Raw genomic sequence first — 26104 nt, 5'->3', positions numbered from 1 at the left:
CAATGCGGCATCGGTCCTATACCTAAGGTCGGCAACACGAGAACGCGAAAACGTCATGACGGCAGCGGCAAGCGCGAGACGAATGCGCCAGATGCGACAACTGCGGCGAAGATCACCGTTGCTCCCTGGATTGGTCGTCGCCACAAAAACGACATTAACGCCTCTTCTTCGAGCGCTAGGTCAATCGGCGGTATCTGGCGCCTTTCGCTTGTAAACGTGAATATAGTCTACGAGCAAATAGGAGGGATTTGGCGTCTCATCGATCGGCCATCCCGATCCCAACGCTAGATTTACCAACGGGTAGAATGGCATGTGGAACTCCCTCGGCGTGTCGAAACTCCATATGGACTTGCGATCAAGGTAAACCGTTGTTTTCTCCGGTTTGATTTCTACCCCATAGGTATGAAACTCGTTGCTCAATGTTCCATCTTCGACCGTAGTCCAATGGCCGTCCGTGGAATCCTTACCACCGTGGCTCGCGCGCCAGATGTGATAGCCGCTACTGAATTCGTACGGAACCCGGCCGTAATATTCCATCACATCGATTTCTGCGGTCAACTTCGAGCGATCGATCCCGATCAGCCAGAAAGCCGGCCAGACTCCCTTTCCCGGTGGCAACTTCATGCGCGCCTCGAAGTAACCGAACTGCTGCGAGAAGCCCTGTCCTTTGGGATTCGTTGACGCCAGAAGGCCCGAACGCCATTTTCCATCGGGTCCTTTGCGAGCCTCGATACGCAGAACTCCGGCATCAACGGTGAAGGGAAATCCGTCTGTAGGGTCGGTGAAACGGGCATCGCCGAAATCACCGTTCCAAGGTGTGTGAGCAATCCAGCGTGAGCCGTTCTCACCCCAGGGGGATACGTCCAGCTTGTCGAAGTTTTCCTCCAACGTCATGTCGAACTTGGCGATGTCGATCTGCTCCTGCGCGCGCGCGGGCTGGTCGATTGCGACCAGGAGCATGAAAGCAGCAGCGGTCATAAAGCGTTTGGCAGATAAAGAGCGATGCATCTTTTGCTCCTCCGAAGATGCCAATCCAGGCGTCAATGATTTCGATCACGAGGTGATCGCTTTCTTCCTTCGTGGCGAAAGTTTCTGAACGACGATGGCTTCAAGGCCATCGGGTTTTTCGGCGAGTTGCCAAAGCAGCAATGCACCGGCCCAAAAGATCAGCAGCGCAGCTCCGCCGCACAACGTCAAACCGGCGATAAGGTTGAGGCCCACAGGCATTGGCGCCAGCATGGGCTCCACGCAGGCCAGAAAGCCGATCATTGGCAGGGTCGCGGCAAGCGGTCTAACGAAAGCATGGAGTTGTGCGCCCCACGTCGCTCCGATCAGCCGTTTTGCGATGACCATTGACGCGGCATAGGCCACGAACATTGCCATGAGTCGAGCAACGATTGCTCCTACGAGCCCGAAATAGGCTATGCCCACGAGCGTCAAAGGTGCTCTTACAGCGAACTCCACCAACATCCTGAACGCAACGTAGCGAGTATTATCCAACACCATCGCCAGCGCCGGCATCATGGTTGATGGAAGGCCCATCACGCTGACTACACAGAGCCATCGAAGAATGGGGGCGGCAAGGGACCAGTTCTCGCCGACAGTGATGCGCACGATCGGCTCGGCAAGAAAGGCGATTATCAAGAGAACGGGAGCAGCGACCAAGGTGATGGCGCTTGTCGCCTTGAGATAGGCTGCCACCAGCTTGCGATGTTCCTCTACACTTGAAAATGCCGCCATCAGGGGGCGCATCAACGGCCCCACAAAAGTTTGATGCGGAATTCCGGCAAGATTGTCCGCCACGCTGAAAGCGCCAAACATCGACAGACTCGTAAAGCGGGGCAGCAGAAGCCGATCCAGTTGCCAGTTAATGGAGCTCAAGATTTGAGAGACTGTGTTCCAACCAATCATGTCTTGAAAGCGGCTCCACTCGGAGAGGGTCAGGTGCGGACGCATCGGTGCGAAGACATACGAGGTAATTGCCGCGGCAAATGGTCCCGCGATCGCTCCGATAGCCAATCCCCAGTAACTGCCCGTCGTCAGTACTACACTCACCGCGAATAGGAGCGTCGCTGCCTTGGTAATGATATCAAGCGCGAATTCGCGCTTGAAATCAAAGCGCTGCATGAAAAGAACCATGCGAGGACTGATGAGGCTGCGCATGGTGGGCGCGATGGAGAGAGTGGCGACAAGCGGGACAAGTCGCGGGTCGCCGTAGAAAAAAGCGATCGGCCAGGAGATGGTGACCATTGTAAGGCTTATGGCCGCCCCCCGAAGGACGCCCAGGGTAAAGGCGGTGTCAAGCATCCGTGCTGTGAGGGCGGGCTGACGGATTAAAGCCTGATTCAGCGGAAGGTCGAGAATTGCTTCGACTATTACCAAAACCGACGTTGCTATGGCGACCAGGCCGAAATCTTCTGGCCTCAGAAGCCTCGCCAGCACCAGCAGGCTCACGAAATCCAGCATTCGCGCCAACAATTTTCCGCCAATGGTCCAGAGACTCGCGGTGGCAGTCCTATGCGATACGCTTGACACGACTAACCTCGTCGATTGCACTGGATTGCAATAAACCAATCAATCTCTCGGGGGTCCGAACGATTCCGAGCGCAGCCCGCGACGGATCAGGACCCACAATGCCCTGACTGCACAATGCGCAGGCCATCAGCTCGACCATCTTGGCATAGAATGAGCGGAGGGTTCGGTTTGCCTGGACAATTCATTTTCGATCAGGGCGGTGAGTTGATTTCGGAATACCGCGGAGGAGAATTTCTCGGCATGGGCGCGGATCGCATTTGGATCGAAATCGTCTTCGACCGCCTCGAACGCTGCCATCGTTTCAATCAGGCCCTCTTTGCTCTGCGGTGCGAAGCGAAAACCGACATGGGGTGTGGAGACGGTCTCCCGTGCACCGCCGGCGTCATAAGCCAAAACTGGCCGCCCCGATGCCATTGCTTCCACAGGCAGAATTCCGAAATCTTCCGTTCCGGGGAACAACAAGGCGCGGCACCGTGCGAGATGGTCGCTCAGGACGTGGACGGGTTGGTGGCCCAGAAATTCAACGTTGGGTCCGGCGATCGACTTCAGGAAAGCTGCTTGCTCACCCTCGCCTATCACGACCAATTTCCTGCCTGTCTCGGTACAAGCCTGAACGGCAATATCGGGACGCTTGTAGGCCGTCAGCTGCCCCGCATAGAGATAGAACTCACCCCTGCCCTCGCGAATCGCAAAATCTTCGATTGCAACCGGTGGATGGATGACCGCGGCCTCGCGATCGTAATAGCGCCGTATCCGGCTCGCCACGTAGTTGGAATTCGCCACGAAGACATCTACCCTTGAAGCGGTCGTCACGTCCCACGCCCGCAATATTGGAGCAGTGACGGACATCAACGCCCGACCCAGCCACGGAAGCCCACGTTGGTACACATGGAATTGATCCCAAATGTAGCGCATCGGCGAATGACAGTAACAAATATGAAGGGCATCTGCCCGCGTGATCACGCCTTTTGCTGGCCCGGATTCGCTCGACAACACCAGATCATAATCCTGCAGATCGAATTGCTCGAGCGCGAAGGGCATCAGCGGCAACATTTTTGGGTAGTGGCGTTTCGCACCGGGAATCTTTTGCAGAAAGGAGGTGCGAATGTTGCGTCTCTTCAAACGGTCGCTGAGGCGCTCCGGGTCGCAGACGAGGGTGAATATATCGGCGTGCGGAAACATTTGGCAAAGCTCCTCAACCACCTTCTCGCCACCGCGCATCGATACGAGCCAATAATGCACAATGGCCACGCGAAGATGCTCCGTTTCGCTTCGGCTGCGGATTTTGCCGGCTGAACTTGGCGCCACCGTTGGTGGATCTGTCAGAAACGCCATCGCTTTCGGCAGTGGTGTGCTCGCTTCCAAGGTCATCTCGAGGCTCCTGATACAATCAGCGCGTCCGACGGCCGGAGCGCCATACTTTCGGAAGTCAAGCTGCTGTATTGTGCAAGAAGCGCGTCTCGCCATTCTTCATGCGTCGATGCGAGGTTTTGCGACAGCCGGAAGGCCCGCTCGCTCATCTGGCGAACCTCGTGTTTTGGCATTCGCCGAAATGTCGTCAAAGTATCTGAGAAGGCCCGCTCGTCCTTGGTATCGCATGAAAGCGCTATGCCTGCCGCCTGCATCTCCTCGGCAAGGAACGCACTTCGAGACAGGATGACGGGGATACCGCACCCGGCCGCTTCAATGGCGACGAGGCCAAAGGGTTCAGGATAGCGCGAGGGCATCAAAAGTGCGCTCGCCTGGCGGATGATTGATCCGATCTCCGCATGCGACTTCCAGCCGAGAGTCCTGACGTGTTCTCCAGCTGTTGCAACCCGCTTCATGAGTGGCCCGTCACCAATTACGCAAAGCCTTGCGCCTGCTCTGCGCGTTGCGGCCACTGCGTCTTCCACACCCTTTTCCTCGTCCAGGCGGCCGATAAAGATGAACTCGTCATTGCTCTCCGCCGCAACGCGTTCGGCAGAAAATCGAGCGACTGGATTACGGATTGTTTTCAGGCGTTCGGGCTGAAAGCCGGCCTTAAGGAAGAAGCTCGCCATTTTTTCGTGCGGCAGGATAATTCTGCCGAATTCGCCATGATTTCTTAAAAGGCGAACGACATTCCAGCTCCGGGCCGCTCTCCATAATTTGTGCGGATAGCTTCGCTTATCGCAGGTGGTCGCCATGCAGCCAACTCCAAGCGGACGTCGGAGACAGATCTCTTGCGCCTGGTAATCAAAGAACGCGCCGTTGGGGCAAGCCATGAAGAAATCGTGGGCGTGCACCACACATCGTCTGGCCACAGGCCCCAGCGCACTGAATACCGCCGGCGATAGTATCTTGGACCAACCATGAACGTGATAGGCCGTGTGTGGAGTGTCGTTTGCAAGAATCCACGCCGCGATCATCCGTGCCGCACAGATGTTGTAGATGCCGGTAACGAAGGCTTTGGTACGTTCGGCGTTCATCAGATCGCGGCCGTGAAGTGGAATAACAGAGACCCCGATCGCGGCGAGCTCTGCATTTACGCCGTCGTCGCCGCAAATGTAAGTCGCGGGGATATCGGAGCTTCGAAAAAGCTTGGCGGAAAGCAGCGACAGCGCGGTCGCGCCACCTCGCGCGGTGGAGTAATCATCGATAATGACCACGCGTTCAACACCTATCGCCGAACGAGCCGAGCGATTTGGATCACGACCAACTTGGCTTCTATCGCTCATCGGGGCTCTCCAAAAGTCGTCGGCAACTATACTAACTCGCTTCTTGTCTTCGTGTTGGTGTCCAAGATCCATCGATCCAATTGAATTAATGATTTCACGCGTGAAGTCTCAATCCAAAGTTCGCCTCGAATTGACAGACAGAACATCTATAAATCTAGATCGAATTATCTAGAACTAATCCGTTCGATCTAGTCTAGACTAACTATCGAAGCGACTTTCTGTGCTCTATTACTTTATTAGCATCGATTTTTATCCTCGATTATGACCTCGGTCACAGACAACCCGGTTGCGCTGCATCAAGCTTTGGATCTAACCGGAACATTCTGGGAGACGATTGATGACGTGGGAAGCACAGCGAATTGAAGTTGGCAAATCCTGGTCAGGCGTCGCAAAGACCGAACAAGGAAGAAGGCAGCGGGGGGCCATATCCGAGCCGATCGGCAGATCCTCCAAGCGTATTGTGGACGTTATTATCGCGAGTACCGCGCTGCTGCTGCTTTCGCCGCTTCTCCTGATAGTAGCGATTATCGTAAAATTCAGTGATGGGGGCCCGGTGTTCTATTCTCACACCCGGATTGGCTTGGGCGGCGCTTCGTTCAAATGTCTCAAGTTTCGCACGATGAAAACCGATGCAGGCGCTCATCTCACGGAATTGCTGAATGCGAATCCAGAAGCGAAAATTGAATGGGAGGCAACCCGAAAGCTAAAGAACGATCCCAGAGTTACGGTCGTCGGCGGAATCCTGCGTGAATCAAGCATCGACGAACTCCCGCAACTGATCAACATCGTGCGGGGCGAGATGAGCCTCGTGGGCCCACGGCCAATCACCTGCGAGGAACTCCCCCTTTATGGAGAGCATGTTTGGTCCTATATGGCCGGCCGCCCGGGCCTGACGGGGCACTGGCAAATCAGCGGACGCAACGATGTCAGCTACCAGCAACGCGTCAGTCTTGATGTTCAGTACCTCCAAAACTGGTCGCTCGCCTGGGACTTTGTGATCATGGCGAAGACAGTTCCGGTCCTGTTTTCGCACCGCGGCTCGTACTAGCCCTGCTCAAAGGAGAACGCTCCCTACCTGTCCAGACCTCTCCGCTTTCCCAAGCGAAGCATATGGCCACCAGCGATTTTGGATGAGAATGAAATGACTTCCAGCCACACATTCAGCGGTGTTTCGTCGATATCCTTGCCCAGCGCGAGCCCTAGGGAGAGCTCGCCACTGACCCTCCGGGACATACAGTTTTTCTTACGGATGCGGTGGCGATGGATCGTCATTACGACCAGCATCTTCGTCGCGATGGCTGTGGGTTACCTCCTGATTGCCCAGCCCACTTATATTGCGACCACGCAGCTGTTCGTCTCTCCTAAGCTGAATGGTTCTGAAGCGCAGAAGGCATTCGCCGAAGACGCATTTCTGGAGGCCCAGTTGGAAATTGCCAGGTCCAACGATGTGTTCGGTGCAACGGCGAAATCGCTCGACCTCGCCAACGACCCCGATTTTGCCCGCAGCGCACCTTCGCTGCTTGACACCGGAAAGGATTGGCTGGCGCGGAGTTTGACCGACGATCCGGAGTCACGGGGGACGACAGGCCCTGCGGCAGGAGCAACGAACAAATCAGATCGCGCCATTGCCAGATTGCGAAACAACGTGGCAATGCGTCAGATCGGGCATTCGATGATCCTCGAGATTTCGGCCTCCGCATCCACCGCCAAAAAGGCTGTGGCAATTGCCGATACCGTTGCGCGGGAATACATCCGGAAAAATGTGCTGATGAAGGCCCAGGCCTCTCAGCAGTATAGCGATTGGCTGGAAAAGTTCCTGGTCGAACAACAGCGCGGACTGACCGACGCGGCCAATGACCTTGCCGGCTTCAAGAGTAACCCGCGTGATCAGTTCAAGCTCGTAGAACTGCAAAGTGCCGCTGCGGCCCGCCGCGCGCTCTATGAGAGTACTCTTACACAATATTCCGAGGCCAAGCAGCGCATATCCGACCCCGTATCTGATGCCACGATCGTTTCGCCAGCGACCTCGCCGCTTTCCAAGGCACGGCCGCGCAGTGCACTCATTATCGGCTTTGCGTCTGTGTTGGGAGCGAGTGCGGGTGCGATGCTCGGCATGATTCGCCACGCCGGCGACCGCCGTATCGTTCGGGTCCGACGGTTCGCAGATGCAGCGGGCGTACCCTTCGTCACATCGCTGGCAAATTCGGGGAAAACCCGGAAGGGTCGACCCGGTGGGTTTTTGGCGGCCGAGGCTGACAGCGGCAGCGCCATTACCTATCCGTTCATACCGGGCATGGCGGAACTAAGTGCAACGATGGTAGGGCTCCGGCGGAAGCGAAAGGTCGTTGTCATTGGAATCGTCGGTGTCAATCGAAGGAGCGGAGCATCGACGATAGCCTGCGAGCTTGCAGTCTTATGCGCCGAGTCGGGATCCCGTACACTTCTTATCGATGCGGCCGCTGACAAACCATCCCTCAGCGGTTCGATTGCGCCCGATAGCACGATAGGCCTTGCCAACGTTCTCGATGATGCCGAACTTCTCCGCGAGGCGATATTGCCCGTCATGCCCACATTGCGATTTCTCCCGCTCGGCACTGTGCGGGGCGTTACTCCAGCTATGCGCTTGAGTTCCTGCCGCACGCAGTTGAATCTCGAAAGCCTGAAAAAAGTATATGACGCCGTGTTCGTCGATATCTCGCCCTTCTCTGAATCGGCCGACGCCAATGCGATCGCGCCTCTTCTGGATGCGGTCTTGGTCATAACCTGGCACGGGCGCACGTCCATCGACGAGGCTATCAGAGCTATCGACAGCCTGCGGAATGTTGGCGCCGACGTGCTTGGCGCAGTCATCAACAAGGCACCCCTGAGAATGGAGTCATGACCGTGGCTATCGCAGATATTACCGGACAAGGGGGAACAATCGAACCAGTCGTGGCTGCGGCTACGCGCGCAGGCCCTCAGATCAGGACTGCCGTTGGCATAGCTTCGGCGAGACGCCCGGCGGTTTTGCGAAAGACTGTCGACTATCTTACCAGCTTGGAAAATCGCCCAGAACGGATATTCGTTTGCGTGCCAGACAGCGAGGATGCCGCCGGCCTTGCCGATTGTCCTGGCGTCGAACTCATGCTCGCCCCAAGAGGTTTGACGTGCCAGCGCAACCGGATTCTCCAGGTAGCAGCCCGCTACGCCGATGTTCTGGTCTTTCTGGATGATGATTTCATCCCAGCCCCGCACTTCATACCCCGCATGGAGGAGGTGTTCGCCCAAGAACCAAATGTGATGATCGCAACGGGCGAGGTCTTGGCCGATGGCATCCTTTGCGGGGGCCTTACCCTGACCGATGCGCTGGAAGTCATCGCGACCGCCGCCGAGCGGCCCGCAATCGTGGCGGATACTTACAATGCCTACGGATGTAACATGGTCATCCGCCTGTCTTCCGTGGTTCAGCACCGCCTTGCCTTTGACGAACAGCTCCCACTTCATGGCTGGCTCGAGGACGTCGACTTCAGCAGAACCATGGCCCGTCACGGACGGTCCGTTCGAGTCGAGGGCGCGCGCGGCGTTCATCTTGGAGTCAAATCGGGTCGCCAGCCTGGGTTGAGGCTGGGTTATTCCCAGATTGCCAATCCCGCATATTTAATCAGGAAGGGGACCATGTCGAAGACGCGTGCATTTGCCCAGATAAGCCGCAACATCACGGCAAACGCGTTTGGCACCCTGTTTGGCGACGGAACAATCGATCGGTGGGGGCGCGTCGCCGGTAACATAATCGCCCTGACTGACCTGCTCAGAGGTCGCGCGCATCCATCCAAGATCCTTAAACTCGATAATCTCTCACTTCGGGAAATGCTTTTGTCACCTAGAGAAACAAGGCGGAGGTAGCAGACGCCATGCCATGCAATTCTTCGATCGAACTCGATCGTCAGCCAAGCGCAACACCTTATCAGGCACACTCGAGAATTCGGATTGTGTCAGTTCGCTTGCCCATTGTCTGCCTTCTCCTGCTTGTTTTCTCCTGCATCACCTTTTCGGGAGTAGCGCATGCCGACCCCTACACACTTGTCACCGAAGACAAGGTTAAATTGCGCGTTGTCGATTGGCAAAATTCTGAAACTCCTCAGTATATGGGCTGGGAGGCGCTCCAGGGGGCCTATCAAGTTGATGACACGGGCAATCTCTCGATCCCGATAGCAGGACAAATAAAGGCGATAGGGAAGACAACTGAACAAGTCGCGGACGATATTGCTAACGCATTGGCTGCAAATGCCAATCTTCCCGGAAAGCCATTTGTAGCCTTGGAGATCGAGGAACATGCCCCGATCTTTGTAACAGGATACGTGCAGACCCCGGGACGCTATCCCTTTGAAACAAATATGACTGTCATGAAGGCGGTAAGCCTCGCTGGCGGTTTCATGCGCCCACGCGACGGTAACGCTGCTTACTTCGAGCGCGACCGGATTCAGGCGGCGGGTGACTATCAGGCTGCTAACCTCAAGCGGCGCGATCTCCTGATGCAACAGGCACGTCTGCGCGCCGAGGCCGCTGGCGAACAGGATTTTGCGATTCCCCCTGAACTTGCGGGCACGCCAGATGTGGAGAAACTGAAGGCGGACGAGGCCAACTTGATGCGGCTCCGGCGTGTCGAAGCCGCGAGTCAGATCGCTGCAGCAGATGATCTCAGCCGCCTCTATAGCCAGGAAATCAAGTCGCTCGAAGCCAAAGTCGTCACGCAAACGCGACAGATCTCGCTTGCACAGGAAGAGCTGGATGCCGTGAGCAGCCTTACCCGCAAGGGCCTGTCGAACAATGCCCGCCAGTTTTCTTCGGACAGGAACCTGGCCGACGCCCAAAGCGCAATGCTCGATATCGAAGTTGCGCTGACAAAAGCTCGCCAAGAGCTCAGAGACAGCGAGCGCGAAAAGGCCAAGATAATTAACAAGCAAAATTCCGAGACCCAACAACAGCTGAACGCGACCAATCTGGCTATCAGAAAGGCCGCTGTCGAAATGCAGATCGCGCAACTGCTTGGCGAGCATGCAGGATATAGTGCTGAACCAGTGCAGGGCGGAGCGGACGCCATGACCCTTGGAAAAGCAGAAAAGTCGTTCAAAGTGGTACGGCGCAGCGACGACGGGTCCAATCGCGATATCAAGGCAAGTGAGACAACTGCCTTACTGCCGCACGACCTCGTTGAAATCGGTGTCGGCGCCAGTGCCGAAGAATTCTCTTCGTCGCCGCCGTCGCCCCCATCGCAGTCAGTTGCCGCCAACGTAACCCGAAAGCACCCGTCGTCCCGCCCTGATTTGTCAAGCGCAATCGAAGGAAGCCGCGGCCGTGATTGAAGTTCTCGGAGCCCACTGCCTTCTCATTGCGGCACCAAGGCGGTCGGCGATGTGGCTTTCCAGATCGGGTCGTGAAGCATGATAATGGAACCGCTGGGATATATTGTAGTGCTGTTGGGTATTTTTGGTGTTGCCTATGGCACGCGATTAGCCATCTGGACACTTTGTTTGTCGACGCTGTTCGGGGCGGCGGCCGCGCTCCAGCTACCTTGGCTCGGCGGTGCCAGCATCCAACCAGGCCATCTCATGCTCGTCTTTTTCATAGCAAGTGTTTTACTGCGCCCCGTCCAAACTCAGGCAGCCTTGGTCAGCATTGCCTATCCGGGGCCCGGATTTTGGTTTGCCGCCTACGTCCTGTTCTCCGTTGCATCAGCATTCTTTCTGCCGCGAATCTTTGCAGGGGCGACCCTGGTGTATTCGTCCGCACGCGACGCGCTGGGGACGATGTCGACGGTGGCCTCCCCGCTCTCTCCAGGTTCGTCCAATGTTACTCAGGCCATATATCTCCTCAGCGACCTTGCCTGCTTTGCCGCAGCCGCCGGGCTCACACGGCTCGGCTATGCGCCGGTGATTGCAAGAAGCCTGGTCGCGACGACAATCGCATGCCTCGTCCTGGCGATTCTGGATATTGCGACATATTTGACCGGCCACTCGCAACTGCTCGATTTCATACGCAATGCCAACTATACGATGCATACGGCCGAGACAATCGCCGGTTTTAAACGCATTGTCGGCTCCTTTCCCGAAGCAAGCACCTATGCTGGCACGGCGTTGGTTCTCTTTTCATTCACGTTCATGCTTTGGCTGGAACGTTTTCCGAGCCGCTTGGCGGGACTGGCGGCGGCATTCATTGGCGTCACAATCCTGATCTCCACATCGACAACGGCGTATATTGGTGGTCTGTTCGTTGTCTGCATCCTCGTGCTATTCAGCGTGAGGCGCCTGCTCGGCGGTCGGGCCGGTCCTCCCCATGCGAGCTTCCTCATCGTCACCCTGTTCATTGTTCCCTGTGGAATCGTCACCCTCATGCAGATGCCAGATGTCTGGAATTCCATCACTGCACTCCTTGATGCTACTTTCACAAACAAACTCGATTCTCAATCGGGCGAAGAACGCACCGCTTGGAACACCCTGGCGCTGATCTCCTTCGTGGACACTTCCACTTTCGGCGCAGGGCTGGGGACAGTGCGGGCGTCAAGTTTCATCGCCGCTTTGCTGTCCAATGTCGGACTATGCGGCACACTGCTTTTTGGCGCCTTCCTGTACAATCTCTTGACTGCTGCACGGCTGCATTCATCCGGTAATGGGCAGGACCGAGCGATTGGAATGGCTGCTGTGTTTGCGTCTGTCGCGCAGATCGCTGTGGCAATGATCTCCGGAAGCGGTACTGATCTCGGCTTGCTGTTCAGCATTTTGGCCGGACTGGCAACCGGTTGCTTGGCCGCGCCGCAGGCCTTACCGCGATATGCGAGCGGATCGCCGACAAGCGCGCGTCCCCGGGAGGCATCGCCGATGCTCGTTGTCCGATGACCTGCTTTATGATCCTTTCCTCGGAGTCAACTACGGCGGTGCTTGCTGGTCGCCTGCGCCGGGTCGGCCACCCGACCATTTGTTGGAGCTTTGCGCGCACGGCGCCAAAGTCCCGACAGGAAAACGCCCGCCAGATACGAGATCTCCATGAGCACAAGCACGCCGATGCTGTAGATCGTCGCTGTAATCAAGGAAGAGCCCCCTGCGTAGAACACGCCGCCCCCCCAGCCGATCGACACGAAAAACGCAAAGATTGCAAACCCCCAGACAGGGATGGCTGTGCCCGCGGCGATCGAAATCAACACGACTATGATGGCGCCGTTCAGGATTGTCATTACCCCTCGCTGTGCGGGTCCGCCAATAGCGGCCCGATGCTAATAATAAGCTCTTCCCAGTATGCCATAATTAAGCGCTTAAAAATCGTCGTCAACCAGCCGCTTTCTTCTGGGCGCTCTTGCGCTTGCATTGGCAAGAGTATGACGGACCGCGTTTCAATGCGACAGTATGGTCATGCGCGCAACCATGAGCGCATCGGCAATAGAGCCATAGGCAGGTGGTGTCATGAATAGCCAATGCGTCGTCTATGTTACAGATGTCGAATACTCGTTTCCGACTATTCTTTCGGCACTTCAGGCCCGCAAGTTCACCAGGGAAACGACCGACGTCTTGATCCTCTTGTCCGAGCGCCTCGACAATTTTGACCAGCTGAAAAACCTCCTTGCCACCAGCGGGGTCAATATGGTCGATGCCACAGCCCCATTACGAGAGAGGCTTGGAAAACTGGATGAAACGTTTTTCCAGGGACGCATCAGCATCAGCACGATGGCCAAGCTGGTCCTTTGCGACGTACTGCCCGCCAACTATACCCAGATCATCTATCTTGATGGCGACACGCAAATCATTGGCGATTTGTCCGAGCTCGAAAACGCCCTCGCTCCGGAAGGAAAGTTCTTTGCGGCACGGGATTACACGGCGATGGATGATTACCTGCGCACGGGAATAGACAGTTCCTATTTCAACGCCGGCGTCCTGAAGTTTCACCGTAACGGCTGGATCGGGCCGGAAGCATTGGAGATTTTCCTCAAGCATCCAGAGGTCTGTCAGGGCAAGCACGATCAGGGCGCCCTGAACTATTTAGGCGGCTCTGCACTCATCATGGTATCGAATCGTTGGAACTTCCCCAAACAATTTCTCCATCTTGCGAACATGTCCTTGCTGTCCATCGTTCATTATATGGCGCATCCGAAGCCATGGCACGGTACGTTCTTTCCGTGGAGCGATGCTGAAAACCGGGTTTACCGCGACTTGCGAAAGTCTGACGCGCTCTACGACGCGCTGTATCGCGGATTAACTTTCGATCGTCTGATACTATACAAATATCGCTCGATCCTGGAACGGCTCAAACACACCGTACAATCGGACGACACCCAGCCGCGCCTACAACGCCTGCTCGTCGGGGACTACGTCGTATGATCGTAAATGTCGCTTCGCCCAACAGCGTATTGGCAGAAGAGAAAGAAAGCAGCCCTGATTGCCAGTTTCCAACGGTGACGGTATCGACATCCAGGACAGTTGTTAAAGAGAGTCCTAAGCGTCCCAACTAAGGGAGTGATTGATGGGATTATTCGGCTTCCGGACAAGAAACCCCGAAAGGGATCGGCAATCAGACGCCACACGTCTACTAAGCATTAAACGGGCGATAAGGGATGCAGTTGTTGGGGCAGAACGAGAGCGCGATGGCTTTCGCCGCCGATATGAAGATGCTGCAGTCAATGCTGCATTTTCATTCGAGAACATGCAGAACGAGGGTGAAACAGAAGAAGCATCAGCCCAGGTGGATGATTTCACACAGGCGCTTACAAGATTTTCTCAGCGCATCGGTTTCTTAGAAAAGCAGATGGCGTTTATGCAGGAAATTGACGAGGCCATAACCAGATTTGAGAATGCGAATGGCATTGGCAAATAGATCCGAAACCGGACTAGCCATGTGAACCGGTTGTAAGAGCCTACTAGGCGATACAACGCTATGTCGACCGGAAAGGAACTACAGCTGGGCTGCGCGTTGTTCGGCATGCTTCCGTGAGTGAGCTTAATCAGTCGCTCGAAGGGGTTGCCCGCAAAGGCATCAGGACGCCAATTCACAGCCCGGATTGTTGACTGTCGGAAGCGCCGTGACTTTTGTGCAAGTCGGAAGTTATGAATACGATCGGTTGAAAATTCCGGTCACGACGGGTTTTGAAGCCAGCGCTGGCACTAAGTACCTGAAATGGCACCGGCAGTCTCCAGATGCTGGGAATTTTTTTGCAAAACTCACTGAGCACTCGCCGATAATATTCGACTCCCATACGGATCGGAGGCTTCTAAGCAAGCGAGCTATTTCTCACAAAATCTACGCGGCCCCCGGTAGGGCTGGAAGGTACAGTCGGCTAGGCGAAATGAACGATAAGCACTGGCACAGGCGCGAAAATTGCAGGTGGCGGCGGCTTCGGCGCCGTCGGCGGAAGAACCATCCACGGTGACATTAGTTGCGCTGTCTCGCGCACTGTCGGCAGGCTCGGCAGCGGCGGCGCGCATGAAATTTCGCCAGATCCTGGCCGGCAGCCTGCCACCCGTCACCTCGTTCATCGGTGCCTCGTCGTCATTGCCAACCCACACTCCCACTACCAGCGGCTCGGTGAAGCCGACAAACCAGGCGTCACGATGGTTCTGGCTGGTGCCGGTCTTGCCTGCTGAAAGGGCTCCGAGATCAGCTTCGCGGCCCGTTCCTCGTTCGACAACGAGCCTCAGTAGAGCAACCATGTCCGGCTGGTACTGGCGTATATCTGCCGTCGGCTGCTTTGGCGGCCCGACGCGGAAGGCGCGCTGGCCGTCGGCGTGGAAGGACACGACCCCCCACGGCTCGACCGGAGCGATGCCTGTTCTGATCGAAGCATAGGCGCCGGTAAGGTCGAGCAGATTCACTTCCGAGGATCCAAGTGCCAAACTTGGTGTCTGTGCCAACTTTGCGTCGATTCCCAGTTCGCGCGCAGCAGCAATAACCTGGTCGATTCCAATCTCCATAGCAAGCGCCGCCGTCGCCGCATTCAACGACCGTGCAAATGCCTCTGCAATGGTGACGCGTCCGCGATAGCCTCCGCCGTAGTTTTCGGGAGACCATCCGTTCAGCTCGATCGGGGCATCCTCGATCCAGTCACCAGGCGTGAGGCCTGCCTTCAACGCGGCATAGTAGACGAACAGTTTGAAGGCTGAGCCGGGTTGCCGCATGGCTGTCGTCGCGCGGTTGAACGGACTCTTGGCGTAGTCGCTCCCGCCAACCATGGCTACCACAGCGCCTTCGGGCGTCATTGCAATCAAGGCAGCCTGCGATGCACCCGCTGCCGCGCCTTCCTGTTTAAGCGCTTCGGCCACTACTTTTTCGGCGATGACCTGCAGCCGCGGCACCATCGTGGTTCTGATTTTTATTGTACCTCGATAAGGGCCAGCAAGCTCGCGCGCCTCCTGCATCACCCAGTCCGAAAACCAACCTCCCGACCGTGCCGCGGGTTTGGCCGGATGAAGTTCAGCAAATTTTGCAGTCGCGACCTTTGCCTGGTCGGCGGTGGACTTGCCGCGTTTGACCATCGCGTCGAGCACGAGGCTCGCCTGTCGACGCGCGCCCTCTGGATTGCGGATTGGATTGAGCTGTGATGGCGCCCGGATGATGCCTGCAAGCATGGCTGATTCACCGAGAGTGAGGTCTCGCACCTCCTTGTCGAAATAGATGCGGGACGCCGCAGGAACGCCGGTTGCGCCTGCGCCGAGATAGATATTGTTGAGATACCGCGTAAGGATTTCGTCCTTGCCTAGCTTCCTTTCCAGCCAGAATGCGATCACCGCCTCCTGGATTTTCCGCTTCCAGGTACGGTCCTGCTCGAGGTAAAGAATCTTAATAAGTTGCTGCGTGATTGTGCTGCCGCCCTGGACGACCTCGCCGGCGCGGACGTTCCTAAACGAGGCGCGAAGAATGCCCTTCAGATCGATGCCTGAATGGTCGTAGAAACGCCGATCCTCACTGGTGAGCACCGCATCGATTAGATGACGGGGAAATTCTTCTCTCGCCGCAAAGGGTCCCTGGATCGGCCCCTGTCTTACCAGCGGTTTGCCATCTACCGTTTCGAGCAATACCACCGGCTTCAGCGAGCCCTCTGCTATTTCTTCCCATGGCACGTCGCTTAATGCCCAGGCAAAGAGGATAACGATGAACACAAGACATGCGCCAGCCGTTGCTGCGCTCAGCAACCCAAGCGCTCGCCAGCGGAACTGCTTCTCTCCGACAGCTCGCTTGTCAGTCGAGCGGAAATGCCAAAGTTTTACCCGCGACCAAACTGCCGCCGAGCGGGCCGCTGCCTCGGCGGCTCTAGTCTTCGCGGCTTGCAAATCGATGTCCCGTATCCGCAACAGGGCCCCGCTGCCGGCTGCTCGGAGCTTTTTGGCCGCCAGACGCGACGCGATAGACAAATCGTACCGTAGTGCCCGACCGAGTGCGGTAAGCGCTGTTCGCGTCCGCGCAAACGCCGCACCATCTGACGCGGCATCTCGCGTCTCGTGAGACCTTGGTTCATCGTGCCCTTCGGTCCTGGCAGTGCCGTCCGATACGGTTGGACTCTCTTCCATGCGTGCTCTCTTTAATTCCCTCGGTAAGTGAAAAAGTCAGAGAATAATAGATCCGGCGTTTGAAGGCGATCTCAGCAGTTGGCGCAGGCACTTTTTCAATGTTGCGAGCGCCTGAGCGGCAATATGCACGGCCTGGAATTTGGCATCGGCAAAAACACAACCAGGGATAGCCTAGCGCACGGCATACGACCCAGATCGCTCGCAACCACCTCGTTTGAACCTTTGCATCTGGGTCAGGCGATAAAAGAACCCTCAGTTCAGTTTTCTCACCTCGGCAAGGTGTTGGGTCAGAGCAGGTAGCGCTCTTGCTGCGAACTTTTTCAGCTCTCCCTCCTCCCCACTCGTGCAATATACAGAAAAAAGAGCAAGGCTTGTTTGGTGCGCCTGCAGTTGCTGCGACAGGTAGGCCTTATCAAAGTCCGACCCTTTCGCCACTGCAAGTGCATCCACTTTTGCCTGATGATGGTCATCAAGCTGTGTCGGTATTGCAACCTTATCGGCTTCGCTAGCAGCTTTGATGTCTTCGCCGGCCCTGGAATGATCCGCGATCATATGCTTCGCGAATTCTCTGGTAGTTGCGTCGACTGCGTATTTCAGGGCGAGTTCGCTCGACTGGACCTCGAACATATTTGCAACAGTCGCCAATTCCCCGAACTGCTGTCGGTTGGTGATTTTCGCGTCCGTTGCAAACGCACTCGCGAGGGCAATAATCCCGGCCACAAGCAAGACGACCGAGAATTTCATCTTTACCGATAATGATGGTTTTTCAAACCCAACAGCAGCCCTCATTGTCCAACCAGATCTCAGTAGACCCAGCAGCCCCGGCTTGGTGATGAGCGGAGCACGATTTGAATTGGCGGCCGACACCTTTAGGGTCACTGGTTCCTCCCTGCCGAAATGGATAAAAACTGTTTCACGCGCGTCACTTAAAGCGGCGAAATCAGGGGAAAAACGCCAGAACGGAATGGCTAGTTCCGTACCTGGACTTCAGTCCGATCAAGGGTAAGACCTTTGACGGACTCCATCGGACCATAGTCTGAGGCTCACAGGAGGAGTTGATTTCGCATTGGCCGATAAGAAGCGGAGCAACACCAACAAGCAAAACAAACATGTGTTGTGCGCTTGCTGGAAAAGACCTCGTGCACGGCCCCGTCGGAACACCATTATGCAGCGGCCAAAAGCCAGGCGTTTGCCGGCTGTGGGCCTTTTGACCATCGCCGCCTAGGCCTTTGGTCCGATGTCGCTTTCCCGGATTGGGGGTATACTTGTGATGCCGGCTCGTCCCGCCGGCAAGGAGAGCCAAAAAGCCCGGTCAGCCATCATCATCGAGAACCCCTCCGTGCTGATCGGGCTTTTGGACCAGCACCTCGCTTCGGCCATGGTAAAAAACTTGTTGGCGGATTCAAATAAGTTCATCGCGGCGCCTGACGTCTTTGAGTGCCTGTCCGCTGGAGACGAATGGACCTTTGGCCAGTATCCATCTCAAATTGTCAAATGTTCTCCATACCCGGCCCTTTGGAACAGCGTCGCTTCTTTTGCACGGCAGCAGGGAGGCGCTTGGGGGTAAACAGAAAAGACAAAACACATGGCAACCTCACTTTTGCACGATACAATTCTAGACCGATTTCCCGGGAATAACATCAATCGACACCGGGAAGTCATCCTCGTAACCGGGGCGTCCGGCTTTATCGGCGGCGAACTGGTTAGACAACTCGAAGCTGCTGGTTACTGTATCGTCAGCGCGTCGCGAAGATCTGTAAGCAGCGCTTCGCCATCCGTATCCTTGCCGGACGCGAATGCGCCCGAAAGCGCATTTGAAGCTCTCCTGGATGGCGTTGATCATGTCGTCCATCTGGCAGCTATTCATCACGCCAAGCGAGCGGTCTCCAACGACGAGTATTACCTTGCCAATTGTGTTTTGACGGCAAAGCTGGCCAAGGCCGCTCACAAAAGGATCAACGGAAAGTTCGTCTTCACCTCATCAATCCGGGCGCAGTGCGGCAGTGTGTTCGACGGCGTTCTTCGGGAAAGTGATCCGCCACAGCCGACAGAGTTTTACGGGCAGACAAAACTCGCCGCGGAGGCAGAAATCGCCGCTGGCATGCCTCGCCGCAATTACACCATCCTTCGACCAGTTCTTGTTTACGGACCAAACGCAACAGGGAATCTTGGGAAGCTGATGCGCCTTGCGGCGCTGCCCATCTTGCTTCCCTTGAAGTCGCTGCCGGGCAAGAGGTCGCTTCTCGACCGCGGCGCTCTTTGTGCGGCGATTCTTCACAGCTTCAAAGAGCCAAAGACGGACGGCGAGACTTTCATCGTGGCGGACCGGCGTCCGGTAACCCTCGGAGAAATGGTGGCCGCCATGCGGCGTGGCATGGGCCGACGCGAATTGCTATTTGCGGTCCCCGCGGCGCTATTGGATTTCGCCGCAACGCTAACTGGCCAAGGCGAGCGCAGGAAAAGGCTCGGCCGCGACCTCGTGGCCTCGTCTGCCAAACTAGAAGCTACAGGGTGGCAGCCGGTCGAGGATCCTGTGCGTCAGATAGAACACCTCTGTCGGTCATCGCGTCCTATAATCCCGGCGTCGCTTAACGCTAGAGCTTGAGGACGTGAGGCACTTGAAATGGAATCCAGTGAAACGGACAATTGGCGGCGGCGTAGACTTGAACTTCGCACAAGCGGTACGGCCAAGCGTGATGGCGCGGCCTAGCGCTATGCTTGGTCGATCTCCGCCTGCTCCGGCTCTGCCAGCAGGCTCTCGAAGGTCGCGCTGAATTGACTGTTGGCCGATATGACATTGCCGCAAGCTTACATGAGTTTTTTAATGTATCCCTCGCTGGACCTGTTAACGGCGAACCGCGCTTGAGAGCTGCTATGAGCTCCCGCCATAACTGCGGGAGGGCGTTATGGGTAGTCAATCCTACCAAAAAGCTTCTATTCAAACCAAGACTGGAGCCTAATGCAGACAGCATTGCGTTTGCCATCCAAACAACTCCAGCAGGCCTCCGCTCACGATTCGTATGACGAGGCGATTTCCGCCGAGAACAAGCAAAAGCGACCTGGCAGACCCTTTAGCACGGTGGGTTCCAGGGCCGCGAAACTAAACATTTCCGGATTGTTGGTAGCGACGGCTACCATTGCACTTTCGGAAACGACTACTTGTGCGGGGTTTGCGACGCTGGTAATCCGCGCGGCCAAATTCACGGTCTGCCCAAAAATGTCACCGTCTCGCGGCACAACCTGGCCTGTGACCAAGCCAACGCGCACCGGCAGGAGACCGGCCTCTTCGGCCGAGTCCACCAATGTTAGACAGGCGGTCAGCCCTGCGGTTGGCTCTGGGAAAAGTACCATCACGCCGTCTCCGAGGACCTTAACCAATCTACCCCCGACATGAGAGACAATTTGCTGTGTAAAGGCTTCAAAGCGAGCTGCCTGTTCGGCTGCTTTCATGTCGCCAAGTTCGTGTGTCAATTCAGTGAAACCACAGAGATCAGCGAAAGCAACGGTTGGTAAATCGACATCAGGCCCTGTCTCCAAACCGCTCTCGCAAAGAGCTTCCTGAATGCGTGAGACAATGTTATCGAAGACCGATTCTTCCAGCAGGCGACGCTGGAGCATAAATAACACTTTGAACCCTATCCGCTGTAGCTCGAGTCGTTTGGCAGCTGCAGCGTCAAGCATCTGAGCGTGTGGAATTCCAGCATTCAGCATTCTCTCTTCGACTTCACTGCGGAACAAATCGCGCATTGTTTCCACAACGCGGTGTGTTGATTGCCCAAAGGCACGCAATACTCTCGTCATTGCCAGGTCGGAAATGCCCAGTCGGCGACATTCAGTAATGAGGTTAAGCAACTCGACATCGTCCTCGCGCAGAACCTGCTCTGTTGACAAGCGAGGAAGACCGGCCGCAGCCCTCAAATTATTCAGTGTGATTGGCGTGACATCCGAACCGTCGAGCGCCCTCTCCATCGATGTCGTCGACAGGTAGACCGGGTCGAACATAATCTGCGCAGCAAAGTCGAGCGCGAATACCTTGTTTCGAATTGCTTTGGCTAATGTGTCCAAGGATATGCCCGCTTCATGCAAGGCAAGTGCAACGCGAATCCTATCCGCGTCTTCAAGAAGATAATCCGTTTTTCTTCCGATTATGCCAGCCGCCTCAAATTGTAGAAGCTGATCTTCTCCGCACCCCGTCAAGGAAGACAGAGCGGTCCGCGATATATATTGCATTGCCCTCAGCCTGCTCGACACCGATAGTAAGGCACAGTAGTCATTCTGCGACGCAATCATAGTACCTCAAAGGGAGGAAGGACTTGGCCCTTTCGGGCAACGTGTCCTTCAAACGTGACACCGCTCTTAAACCACTGGGTCTTACCAACGAGCATGGGGACCCGCTGTGCAATGCTGCAAACGGCCGCCATGGCCTTGCCTGTTGCAGTGGCGCTCGGATTAGCGTCTGGTAACAACCGCGCAGGTGATGGCCTCGCCCCCAGAGGCGATTTCCCGCCACCTGCATCCGAGTCCGAAGACGGCGTCGGCCCACATGAACAGTGCTGCCCCCTGCCGCCGAGGATGGGCTCCCCGACCGCCACGCCCTCGATGATCGCAGGCCGCACCGGGATTTTTATCTCTCCCAACCACGCTCTGTTGATTGATGGGGTTCTCATCCGGGTAAAGGAGCTGGTCAACGGGATCTCGATAGCCCCTGCCCGCCCTGCAGAGCGTGAGAGGACAGAATATCTGCAGAGCATGCTCGACACGCATGAAGTGATTGGGGCGACGCAGAGTGCTCCTGCCCAGTCCTTCCTGCTCAAGGACGGTAACCATGAGAACTTCACGAACTTTGCCGACTATGAGCGGCTGTCCTGGCCACTCGCGCCTTGCTGTGACACCTTTCGCGCCGATCGTGGGTGACGATGGCGAACGCGAGCACGAGCACGAGCACCTAAAGGCACTTCTCAGCCGTAGTATCTCGGGGTTTGTTCAAGTGCACGACCCGATCCAAGTGGCTTACGAGAGGATTGCGACGCGCCCGGGTAGCTTACCAGCTGAGCGCGAACCAATTGATTGATCCTTGCAATTTACTCAAGTTTGGACGGTGAAACACCAAAGGGGCGCCCCGAGCCTGACCACCGGATGACGAAGAAACGGAGAGCTGGGGTGTGCAGGTGCGCACCAGCTTCCATTCCCCAGTATGACCATCACAACTGACCTGGTAAGACGAAAAACATCAAGTCCGTTGGCATAGCTGCGCTGTGGCTCGTGGGGGCTAAGCAATGCCTGGAGGCTTGGGAGGAAAAGGTCACTTGCACGGCCCGCACGGGACGCCTTCATTGAAGCCAAAGAGGCAGGCATTTACATTATACACAACCGGCTATAGGCCTTTTGGTTGTTACCGTTAGGCCTTTGGTCCGATGTCGTTTTGGCAGATTGGAGGTATTCTACGGCTGCCGGCAGGTCCACCGGTCGGCATAGGTCGTGGGGGACCCAAACAGCCCGGTCAGCCAAAGTTCAAGTAACCCTCCGTGCTGATCGGGCTTTTCGCACCAGCAAAAGGAAACACCGTTGGGGCGCCCACGTAATGCGCCGCACATTCAGACGTGCCCCCTAGCCCTCAGTTTCCTTGATCAGAGGGCTGCGCCGACGTCCCTTGAGCCGCAAACCGAGCATTTAAGCCTGGGCACCAATTCGCAATGCATGGTACCGGGATCCGGGCCAAGTTGGATGGCAAGCGCTTCATGCCTTGGGGAGTCGCCTGCCCTAGAGCTTTGGAGCAGCTCTTCCTGCCGTCAATGATCGATCCTTACGCAAAATGAATTTGGTGACCGGCGTCGCGCAATGCCATAGCAGCTTCGGTCCGGTTTGTGAGGTTGAGTTTGGCAAGGATGCGTCCCATATGGTGTTTCACCGTTTTTTCGTGCAGGTCAAGCTTCAGCGCAATGCGCTTGTTGCTTAATCCTGCCGCAACAAGGTTCAATACTTCATGCTCGCGGGCGGTCAGTCCGGCGATCGAGTGATTTTTGCCAGGCGCACCGGACATCGATGATGCGTCCGAGAGCAACCGGGCCGATAGGGAAGGAGAAACATAGCCCTCACCGGAGGCCACGGCGAGAACTATACCCGCGAGTGCCCGGGAACCGACGCCTTTCAGGACATATCCTTTCGCGCCGCTGTTCAAGGCAATGGTCACATCGTCGCTCGTCTCGGAGACAGTCAGCATAATGATCTTCTGATCGGGAACGCGGGCCAGTATCGGCGAGATCGCGTCCAGACCTCCACCGGGCATTGAAACGTCGAGCAAAATGACATCTGGAAGGTACTCGAGTGCAATCCGAATTGCGTCCTCCTTCGTGCTTCCTTCTGCCACGATTTCGAGGCCGCCGATTTCACCAAGACTGCGTTTAACGCCCTCCCTGAACAGGGGATGATCGTCGATGACTGCTATTCGGATTTCCCCCATCATGTATGCTCCATCCCGTCCATACTCTCGAGTTCTGATTCCCGAAGTGCCCGGTTTTCCTGATCTGCAAATGGTGGAAAAGTAGGGCCTGCTTATCCAAATGATCTCGCCATCGTAAAGTTCCAATCTCCGCCGGAGTAACAAAGGAACCCCGAACTGGGCTGCGCGTTGATCGGCATGCGCGAGCTTTCATTCCCAAGTGTGACCATTACGACTGCCTTTGGTAAGACGAAAAACATCAGATCTGTTGTCCAAGCGGCGGAGTGGCTCGTCGCGCATTGGCCTGTGCTGACAGGCGACAAATTCACCGTTGCTCGGCAAACCTGCTTGGATGCTCTGGATGAAAAAGTCACTTGTACCGCCTGCCGGGACGCCTTCATTGAAGCTGCTAAAGAGGCAGGCATCTATATCGCAGACAAGCGGCTATAGCCCTTTTTATTAGCACGGCTAACCTTTGGTCCGTCGGTTTCACGGATGAAAGTATTCTTTCCAGTGCCCGGCTCGTTCCCCCGGCAAGGGCCGCGGGGGACAACAGCCAGAAGGCAAACAACAGAAGTGCCAGGACAATGGCCAACAGACGCGACTATAGGGGTGACGATACACATTCAGGCAACTACGTCGGCGCGATATTGCCCCGTCGGGATCAATTCAGTGAGCGAATAGTACTGTTCTCTTTAGGCTTTGGTCGATGGCAGGTTTGGACGGTTGATCTCGTTTACAATGATCATCCTCATAGCTGTGTCCATTATTCTGCTAGTGACCATCTTCAGTATCGTTGGAGCGATCATACCTGGCCTGCCGGAAGAGAGTACGGGCAGCGAGCACAAGCGACGCGACGGTGAGGTCTAGAGCTGAACTTCAAGCTGTTCAAAAAGAAGGCTTGAGCTTTTGCTTGCGCTCTAACTTGTGATTTGACAGCCTGTGTTGACACGACGACGATTGGTTTAGTGCCCGTCTGTCCATAGGGCAACGAGTCCCGGCTCCCGAAGGAAGTTCGGTCCCTTGCCGGGACTCGTGTCATTTCCATTGAGGCTCACCTCAACCTAAAGCCATACAGAAATTGATGGAGTGGTAACCTCGGCGCCACTGTGCTGCAATGGGGGCATGGAAGATTCCAACCTTTCAAAATCGTCTCCGTGCTCCCGGGGCAGTAAGACGATCGGCATTGATTGCGCCCACGACGCGGCCAAATACATATTGGGCCGATGGCTTCCTGGAATTTGCCGCTGCGTTTGGAGGACAAAGTGATTAGAATATTGATAACCGGCGGGTCAGGATTTATAGGAACCAACCTGGTAGATCATTTTGCAGTGCTCGGCCATACAGTGATAAATCTCGACGACAATGTACCTAAAAAGAAAGAACACCAAGTATATTGGAGAAATGTTGATTTGCTGAATGCCCAGGCCGTAAAGCAGATCGTAAAAGAATTTTCACCAACACACGTGGTGCATTTAGCGGCCAGGACCGACCTAAATGGCAAGCAGTTAGGTGATTATAAGGTAAATACTCTTGGTACAAATAATTTATTAGAAGCGCTGGATGAAATACAAACCGTTCAACGTGCTATATTTGCATCCTCGATGCTGGTGTGCAGACCCGGATATATTCCAACGGGGGAACTAGATTTTGCTGCGACCACCATTTATGGGCAAAGTAAAAAAGAAATGGAGTTACTGATCAGGAAAAAGAATTTGTTGTATGATTGGTTGATCATACGACCCACATCGATGTGGGGACCTTGGTTTGAAACTCCATATAAGGATTTTTTTGACAGGGTCCTTGCAAAAAAAATGTTCAACATCAGGAATCGAAGCTGTACAAAAACCTATGGCTTTATTTTAAATGGAGTTGTGCAAATAGAAAAGCTGTTATTCGCAAAGCAGGTGGAAGATAAAGTTTATTATATAGGAGATGCACCACCGCTGAACATATTTAACTGGACAAATGATATTGCGACTGCCCTTGGATATAAAAAACCGCCTTCGTTCCCATATTATATTTTTAAGATGGCGGCACTTTCGGGTGATATGCTGCAAACTATAGGCATTAATTTTCCAATGACTTCTTTCCGGTTAAAGAATATGACGACAAATAATATTTTGCCACTGGATAATTTATATAAAATTACCGGAGCCAGCACATACTCATTGGAGGAGGCCATTCAAATAACGTTGAACTGGATAAAAAACAATAAATAAATTTTCATGTATATTACTAGAGGTAAATGTTTATCTGGAGATTTGCTTAATATCCGGCGAACTTCAAGTTGTCGCGTATGCCATTCAGTAGTTCACACTGTGGGCATTTGCGCGTTCAGGATTGCCACGAAGGCGTAGGGCGGCCAAGCGGGGCGGGTGGCTCGTCCGTCAATGGCATTGTGCAGTCGAAACCGGCGGGTATTTCGCCCTTCAAGGTTGCAAGTTCGGCTTCGGCGGACCTTGCGCGCTCAAGCTAGCGGTAATTTGCTTCCAACAACTCTTGAACGCGGCGGCACGGCGGGAAACATAAGCACATACCGCCGGTGTTTTTTTGCAGGCTTCGTCATGGCGGGTTTTCCTAGAAATGCTTATGCGCGGCATTCGCCCCCGGGCTGGTTGAGCGCCCGACACTAAGTGAAGTGTAGATTTCCGGGCATTCCTCCCGGATCGCATCGCCGTCGCACATGGGGCCGTTGATGGGTTGATCCTGCATTCGGCTCGTTGCCGGTGGTCATCGCTGTTGAAGAGGCCGAGGGCGAAGTCGGGAACTTCCATCGCAGCAATAAGATTGTCGGCGCCCCCGGTGGCTGTGATGAATTCGCCGTGTAAGGTCTGAATGATGCGGGCTTTCATATACGGCTCCTAAGCGGCTACTGCTTTTCGCTTGGCACTAGTCGAGGCCGC

Annotated in this window: 22 protein-coding genes; 12 read left to right on the top strand and 10 right to left on the bottom strand. The window is 55.5% G+C overall.

Features of this window, described 5'->3' with window-relative positions; translation table 11 throughout:
* Positions 1 to 180: 180 nt before the first annotated feature.
* The 4 genes from CU103_RS08115 to CU103_RS08100 all read right to left on the bottom strand — a co-directional run bounded on the left by CU103_RS08115 (position 181) and on the right by CU103_RS08100 (position 5234).
* The gene (locus CU103_RS08115) at positions 181 to 1008 is read right to left on the bottom strand and encodes a glycoside hydrolase family 16 protein (RefSeq protein WP_106663418.1); all 828 of its coding nucleotides are present in this window, start codon (positions 1006 to 1008) and stop codon (positions 181 to 183) included.
* 45 nt (positions 1009 to 1053) lie between these two features.
* Positions 1054 to 2535 carry a lipopolysaccharide biosynthesis protein gene (locus tag CU103_RS08110; protein WP_106663417.1) on the bottom strand — a complete coding sequence of 494 codons (1482 nt, stop codon included), beginning with the start codon at positions 2533 to 2535 and terminating at the stop codon, positions 1054 to 1056.
* A 126-nt stretch (positions 2536 to 2661) separates the two neighbouring features.
* Positions 2662 to 3906: a glycosyltransferase family 4 protein gene (locus CU103_RS08105; RefSeq protein WP_106663416.1), complete on the bottom strand. Its 1245-nt coding sequence runs from the start codon at positions 3904 to 3906 to the stop codon at positions 2662 to 2664.
* Positions 3903 to 5234, bottom strand: a complete 1332-nt coding sequence (locus CU103_RS08100) for a glycosyltransferase family 4 protein (protein WP_106663415.1) — start codon at positions 5232 to 5234, stop codon at positions 3903 to 3905. The genes CU103_RS08105 and CU103_RS08100 overlap by 4 nt, the downstream gene beginning before the upstream one ends.
* 337 nt (positions 5235 to 5571) lie before the next feature.
* Here CU103_RS08100 and CU103_RS08095 point away from each other — a divergent pair, with 337 nt between their 5' ends.
* The 5 genes from CU103_RS08095 to CU103_RS08075 all read left to right on the top strand — a co-directional run bounded on the left by CU103_RS08095 (position 5572) and on the right by CU103_RS08075 (position 12106).
* Positions 5572 to 6282: a sugar transferase gene (locus tag CU103_RS08095; protein WP_106663414.1), complete on the top strand. Its 711-nt coding sequence runs from the start codon at positions 5572 to 5574 to the stop codon at positions 6280 to 6282.
* Between the two features lie 93 nt (positions 6283 to 6375).
* Positions 6376 to 8115 (top strand): GumC family protein, encoded by a 1740-nt coding sequence (locus CU103_RS08090; RefSeq protein ID WP_106663413.1) that lies wholly within the window; start codon positions 6376 to 6378, stop codon positions 8113 to 8115.
* Positions 8112 to 9116 (top strand): glycosyltransferase family 2 protein, encoded by a 1005-nt coding sequence (locus CU103_RS08085; protein WP_106663412.1) that lies wholly within the window; start codon positions 8112 to 8114, stop codon positions 9114 to 9116. The genes CU103_RS08090 and CU103_RS08085 overlap by 4 nt, the downstream gene beginning before the upstream one ends.
* 86 nt (positions 9117 to 9202) lie before the next feature.
* Positions 9203 to 10576 carry a polysaccharide biosynthesis/export family protein gene (locus CU103_RS08080; protein ID WP_245448668.1) on the top strand — a complete coding sequence of 458 codons (1374 nt, stop codon included), beginning with the start codon at positions 9203 to 9205 and terminating at the stop codon, positions 10574 to 10576.
* A 78-nt stretch (positions 10577 to 10654) separates the two neighbouring features.
* On the top strand, positions 10655 to 12106 hold the full coding sequence (locus CU103_RS08075; protein WP_106663410.1) for a hypothetical protein: 1452 nt from the start codon (positions 10655 to 10657) through the stop codon (positions 12104 to 12106).
* 26 nt (positions 12107 to 12132) lie between these two features.
* Here the strand turns inward: CU103_RS08075 and CU103_RS08070 are convergent, their stop codons facing one another.
* Complete coding sequence (locus CU103_RS08070; RefSeq protein WP_106663409.1) at positions 12133 to 12441, bottom strand: hypothetical protein; 309 nt, start codon at positions 12439 to 12441, stop codon at positions 12133 to 12135.
* Between the two features lie 226 nt (positions 12442 to 12667).
* On the opposite strand from CU103_RS08070, the gene CU103_RS08065 reads away from it, so the two are divergent.
* Positions 12668 to 13579: a glycosyltransferase family 8 protein gene (locus CU103_RS08065; RefSeq protein WP_106663408.1), complete on the top strand. Its 912-nt coding sequence runs from the start codon at positions 12668 to 12670 to the stop codon at positions 13577 to 13579.
* Positions 13580 to 13721: 142 nt separating this feature from the next.
* Positions 13722 to 14072, top strand: coding sequence for a hypothetical protein (locus CU103_RS08060; RefSeq protein ID WP_106663407.1), 351 nt, complete (start codon positions 13722 to 13724; stop codon positions 14070 to 14072).
* Between the two features lie 407 nt (positions 14073 to 14479).
* Here the strand turns inward: CU103_RS08060 and CU103_RS08055 are convergent, their stop codons facing one another.
* Positions 14480 to 16759 carry a PBP1A family penicillin-binding protein gene (locus CU103_RS08055; RefSeq protein ID WP_106663406.1) on the bottom strand — a complete coding sequence of 760 codons (2280 nt, stop codon included), beginning with the start codon at positions 16757 to 16759 and terminating at the stop codon, positions 14480 to 14482.
* Between the two features lie 252 nt (positions 16760 to 17011).
* Complete coding sequence (locus CU103_RS08050; RefSeq protein WP_106663405.1) at positions 17012 to 17638, bottom strand: DUF4142 domain-containing protein; 627 nt, start codon at positions 17636 to 17638, stop codon at positions 17012 to 17014.
* Positions 17639 to 18029: 391 nt separating this feature from the next.
* On the opposite strand from CU103_RS08050, the gene CU103_RS08045 reads away from it, so the two are divergent.
* Both CU103_RS08045 and CU103_RS08040 read left to right on the top strand, forming a co-directional pair.
* Positions 18030 to 18326 (top strand): hypothetical protein, encoded by a 297-nt coding sequence (locus tag CU103_RS08045; RefSeq protein ID WP_106663404.1) that lies wholly within the window; start codon positions 18030 to 18032, stop codon positions 18324 to 18326.
* A gap of 18 nt (positions 18327 to 18344) precedes the next feature.
* Positions 18345 to 19364: an NAD-dependent epimerase/dehydratase family protein gene (locus tag CU103_RS08040; RefSeq protein ID WP_106663403.1), complete on the top strand. Its 1020-nt coding sequence runs from the start codon at positions 18345 to 18347 to the stop codon at positions 19362 to 19364.
* Between the two features lie 404 nt (positions 19365 to 19768).
* On the opposite strand, the gene CU103_RS08035 is transcribed toward CU103_RS08040, so the two are convergent.
* Positions 19769 to 20989, bottom strand: a complete 1221-nt coding sequence (locus tag CU103_RS08035; protein ID WP_106663899.1) for an adenylate/guanylate cyclase domain-containing protein — start codon at positions 20987 to 20989, stop codon at positions 19769 to 19771.
* A gap of 171 nt (positions 20990 to 21160) precedes the next feature.
* Here CU103_RS08035 and CU103_RS08030 point away from each other — a divergent pair, with 171 nt between their 5' ends.
* On the top strand, positions 21161 to 21673 hold the full coding sequence (locus CU103_RS08030) for a Hint domain-containing protein (protein ID WP_170116995.1): 513 nt from the start codon (positions 21161 to 21163) through the stop codon (positions 21671 to 21673).
* Between the two features lie 889 nt (positions 21674 to 22562).
* On the opposite strand, the gene CU103_RS08025 is transcribed toward CU103_RS08030, so the two are convergent.
* Positions 22563 to 23222: a LuxR C-terminal-related transcriptional regulator gene (locus tag CU103_RS08025; RefSeq protein ID WP_106663401.1), complete on the bottom strand. Its 660-nt coding sequence runs from the start codon at positions 23220 to 23222 to the stop codon at positions 22563 to 22565.
* 174 nt (positions 23223 to 23396) lie between these two features.
* Between CU103_RS08025 and CU103_RS08020 the strand changes: the two genes are divergently transcribed.
* Positions 23397 to 23648 (top strand): DUF982 domain-containing protein, encoded by a 252-nt coding sequence (locus CU103_RS08020; protein WP_162707306.1) that lies wholly within the window; start codon positions 23397 to 23399, stop codon positions 23646 to 23648.
* 815 nt (positions 23649 to 24463) lie between these two features.
* Positions 24464 to 25420: an NAD-dependent epimerase/dehydratase family protein gene (locus CU103_RS08015; protein ID WP_106663399.1), complete on the top strand. Its 957-nt coding sequence runs from the start codon at positions 24464 to 24466 to the stop codon at positions 25418 to 25420.
* A 210-nt stretch (positions 25421 to 25630) separates the two neighbouring features.
* On the opposite strand, the gene CU103_RS31330 is transcribed toward CU103_RS08015, so the two are convergent.
* Positions 25631 to 26053 (bottom strand): hypothetical protein, encoded by a 423-nt coding sequence (locus tag CU103_RS31330; protein WP_106663398.1) that lies wholly within the window; start codon positions 26051 to 26053, stop codon positions 25631 to 25633.
* Positions 26054 to 26104 lie beyond the last annotated feature (51 nt).

This window comes from Phyllobacterium sophorae (genome assembly GCF_003010965.1).
GTDB classification, from domain to species: Bacteria; Pseudomonadota; Alphaproteobacteria; order Rhizobiales; family Rhizobiaceae; genus Phyllobacterium; species Phyllobacterium sophorae.
The sequence above is the reverse complement of the archived record's forward strand: the minus strand, read 5'-3'. Positions and strand labels throughout refer to the sequence as shown.

What these genes read in the sequence shown, in the direction of transcription:
- CU103_RS08090 (WP_106663413.1), top strand. Translation starts at nt 6,376, where the DNA reads ATGACTTCCAGCCACACATTCAGCGGTGTTTCGTCGATATCCTTGCCC.
- CU103_RS08025 (WP_106663401.1), bottom strand. Translation starts at nt 23,222, where the DNA reads ATGATGGGGGAAATCCGAATAGCAGTCATCGACGATCATCCCCTGTTC.
- CU103_RS08100 (WP_106663415.1), bottom strand. Translation starts at nt 5,234, where the DNA reads ATGAGCGATAGAAGCCAAGTTGGTCGTGATCCAAATCGCTCGGCTCGT.
- CU103_RS08020 (WP_162707306.1), top strand. Translation starts at nt 23,397, where the DNA reads ATGCGCGAGCTTTCATTCCCAAGTGTGACCATTACGACTGCCTTTGGT.
- CU103_RS08115 (WP_106663418.1), bottom strand. Translation starts at nt 1,008, where the DNA reads ATGCATCGCTCTTTATCTGCCAAACGCTTTATGACCGCTGCTGCTTTC.
- CU103_RS08065 (WP_106663408.1), top strand. Translation starts at nt 12,668, where the DNA reads ATGAATAGCCAATGCGTCGTCTATGTTACAGATGTCGAATACTCGTTT.
- CU103_RS08040 (WP_106663403.1), top strand. Translation starts at nt 18,345, where the DNA reads ATGGCAACCTCACTTTTGCACGATACAATTCTAGACCGATTTCCCGGG.
- CU103_RS08035 (WP_106663899.1), bottom strand. Translation starts at nt 20,989, where the DNA reads ATGCAATATATATCGCGGACCGCTCTGTCTTCCTTGACGGGGTGCGGA.
- CU103_RS08105 (WP_106663416.1), bottom strand. Translation starts at nt 3,906, where the DNA reads ATGACCTTGGAAGCGAGCACACCACTGCCGAAAGCGATGGCGTTTCTG.
- CU103_RS31330 (WP_106663398.1), bottom strand. Translation starts at nt 26,053, where the DNA reads ATGAAAGCCCGCATCATTCAGACCTTACACGGCGAATTCATCACAGCC.
- CU103_RS08030 (WP_170116995.1), top strand. Translation starts at nt 21,161, where the DNA reads ATGCTGCAAACGGCCGCCATGGCCTTGCCTGTTGCAGTGGCGCTCGGA.
- CU103_RS08045 (WP_106663404.1), top strand. Translation starts at nt 18,030, where the DNA reads ATGCCGGCTCGTCCCGCCGGCAAGGAGAGCCAAAAAGCCCGGTCAGCC.
- CU103_RS08085 (WP_106663412.1), top strand. Translation starts at nt 8,112, where the DNA reads ATGACCGTGGCTATCGCAGATATTACCGGACAAGGGGGAACAATCGAA.
- CU103_RS08060 (WP_106663407.1), top strand. Translation starts at nt 13,722, where the DNA reads ATGGGATTATTCGGCTTCCGGACAAGAAACCCCGAAAGGGATCGGCAA.
- CU103_RS08055 (WP_106663406.1), bottom strand. Translation starts at nt 16,759, where the DNA reads ATGGAAGAGAGTCCAACCGTATCGGACGGCACTGCCAGGACCGAAGGG.
- CU103_RS08095 (WP_106663414.1), top strand. Translation starts at nt 5,572, where the DNA reads ATGACGTGGGAAGCACAGCGAATTGAAGTTGGCAAATCCTGGTCAGGC.
- CU103_RS08070 (WP_106663409.1), bottom strand. Translation starts at nt 12,441, where the DNA reads ATGACAATCCTGAACGGCGCCATCATAGTCGTGTTGATTTCGATCGCC.
- CU103_RS08075 (WP_106663410.1), top strand. Translation starts at nt 10,655, where the DNA reads ATGATAATGGAACCGCTGGGATATATTGTAGTGCTGTTGGGTATTTTT.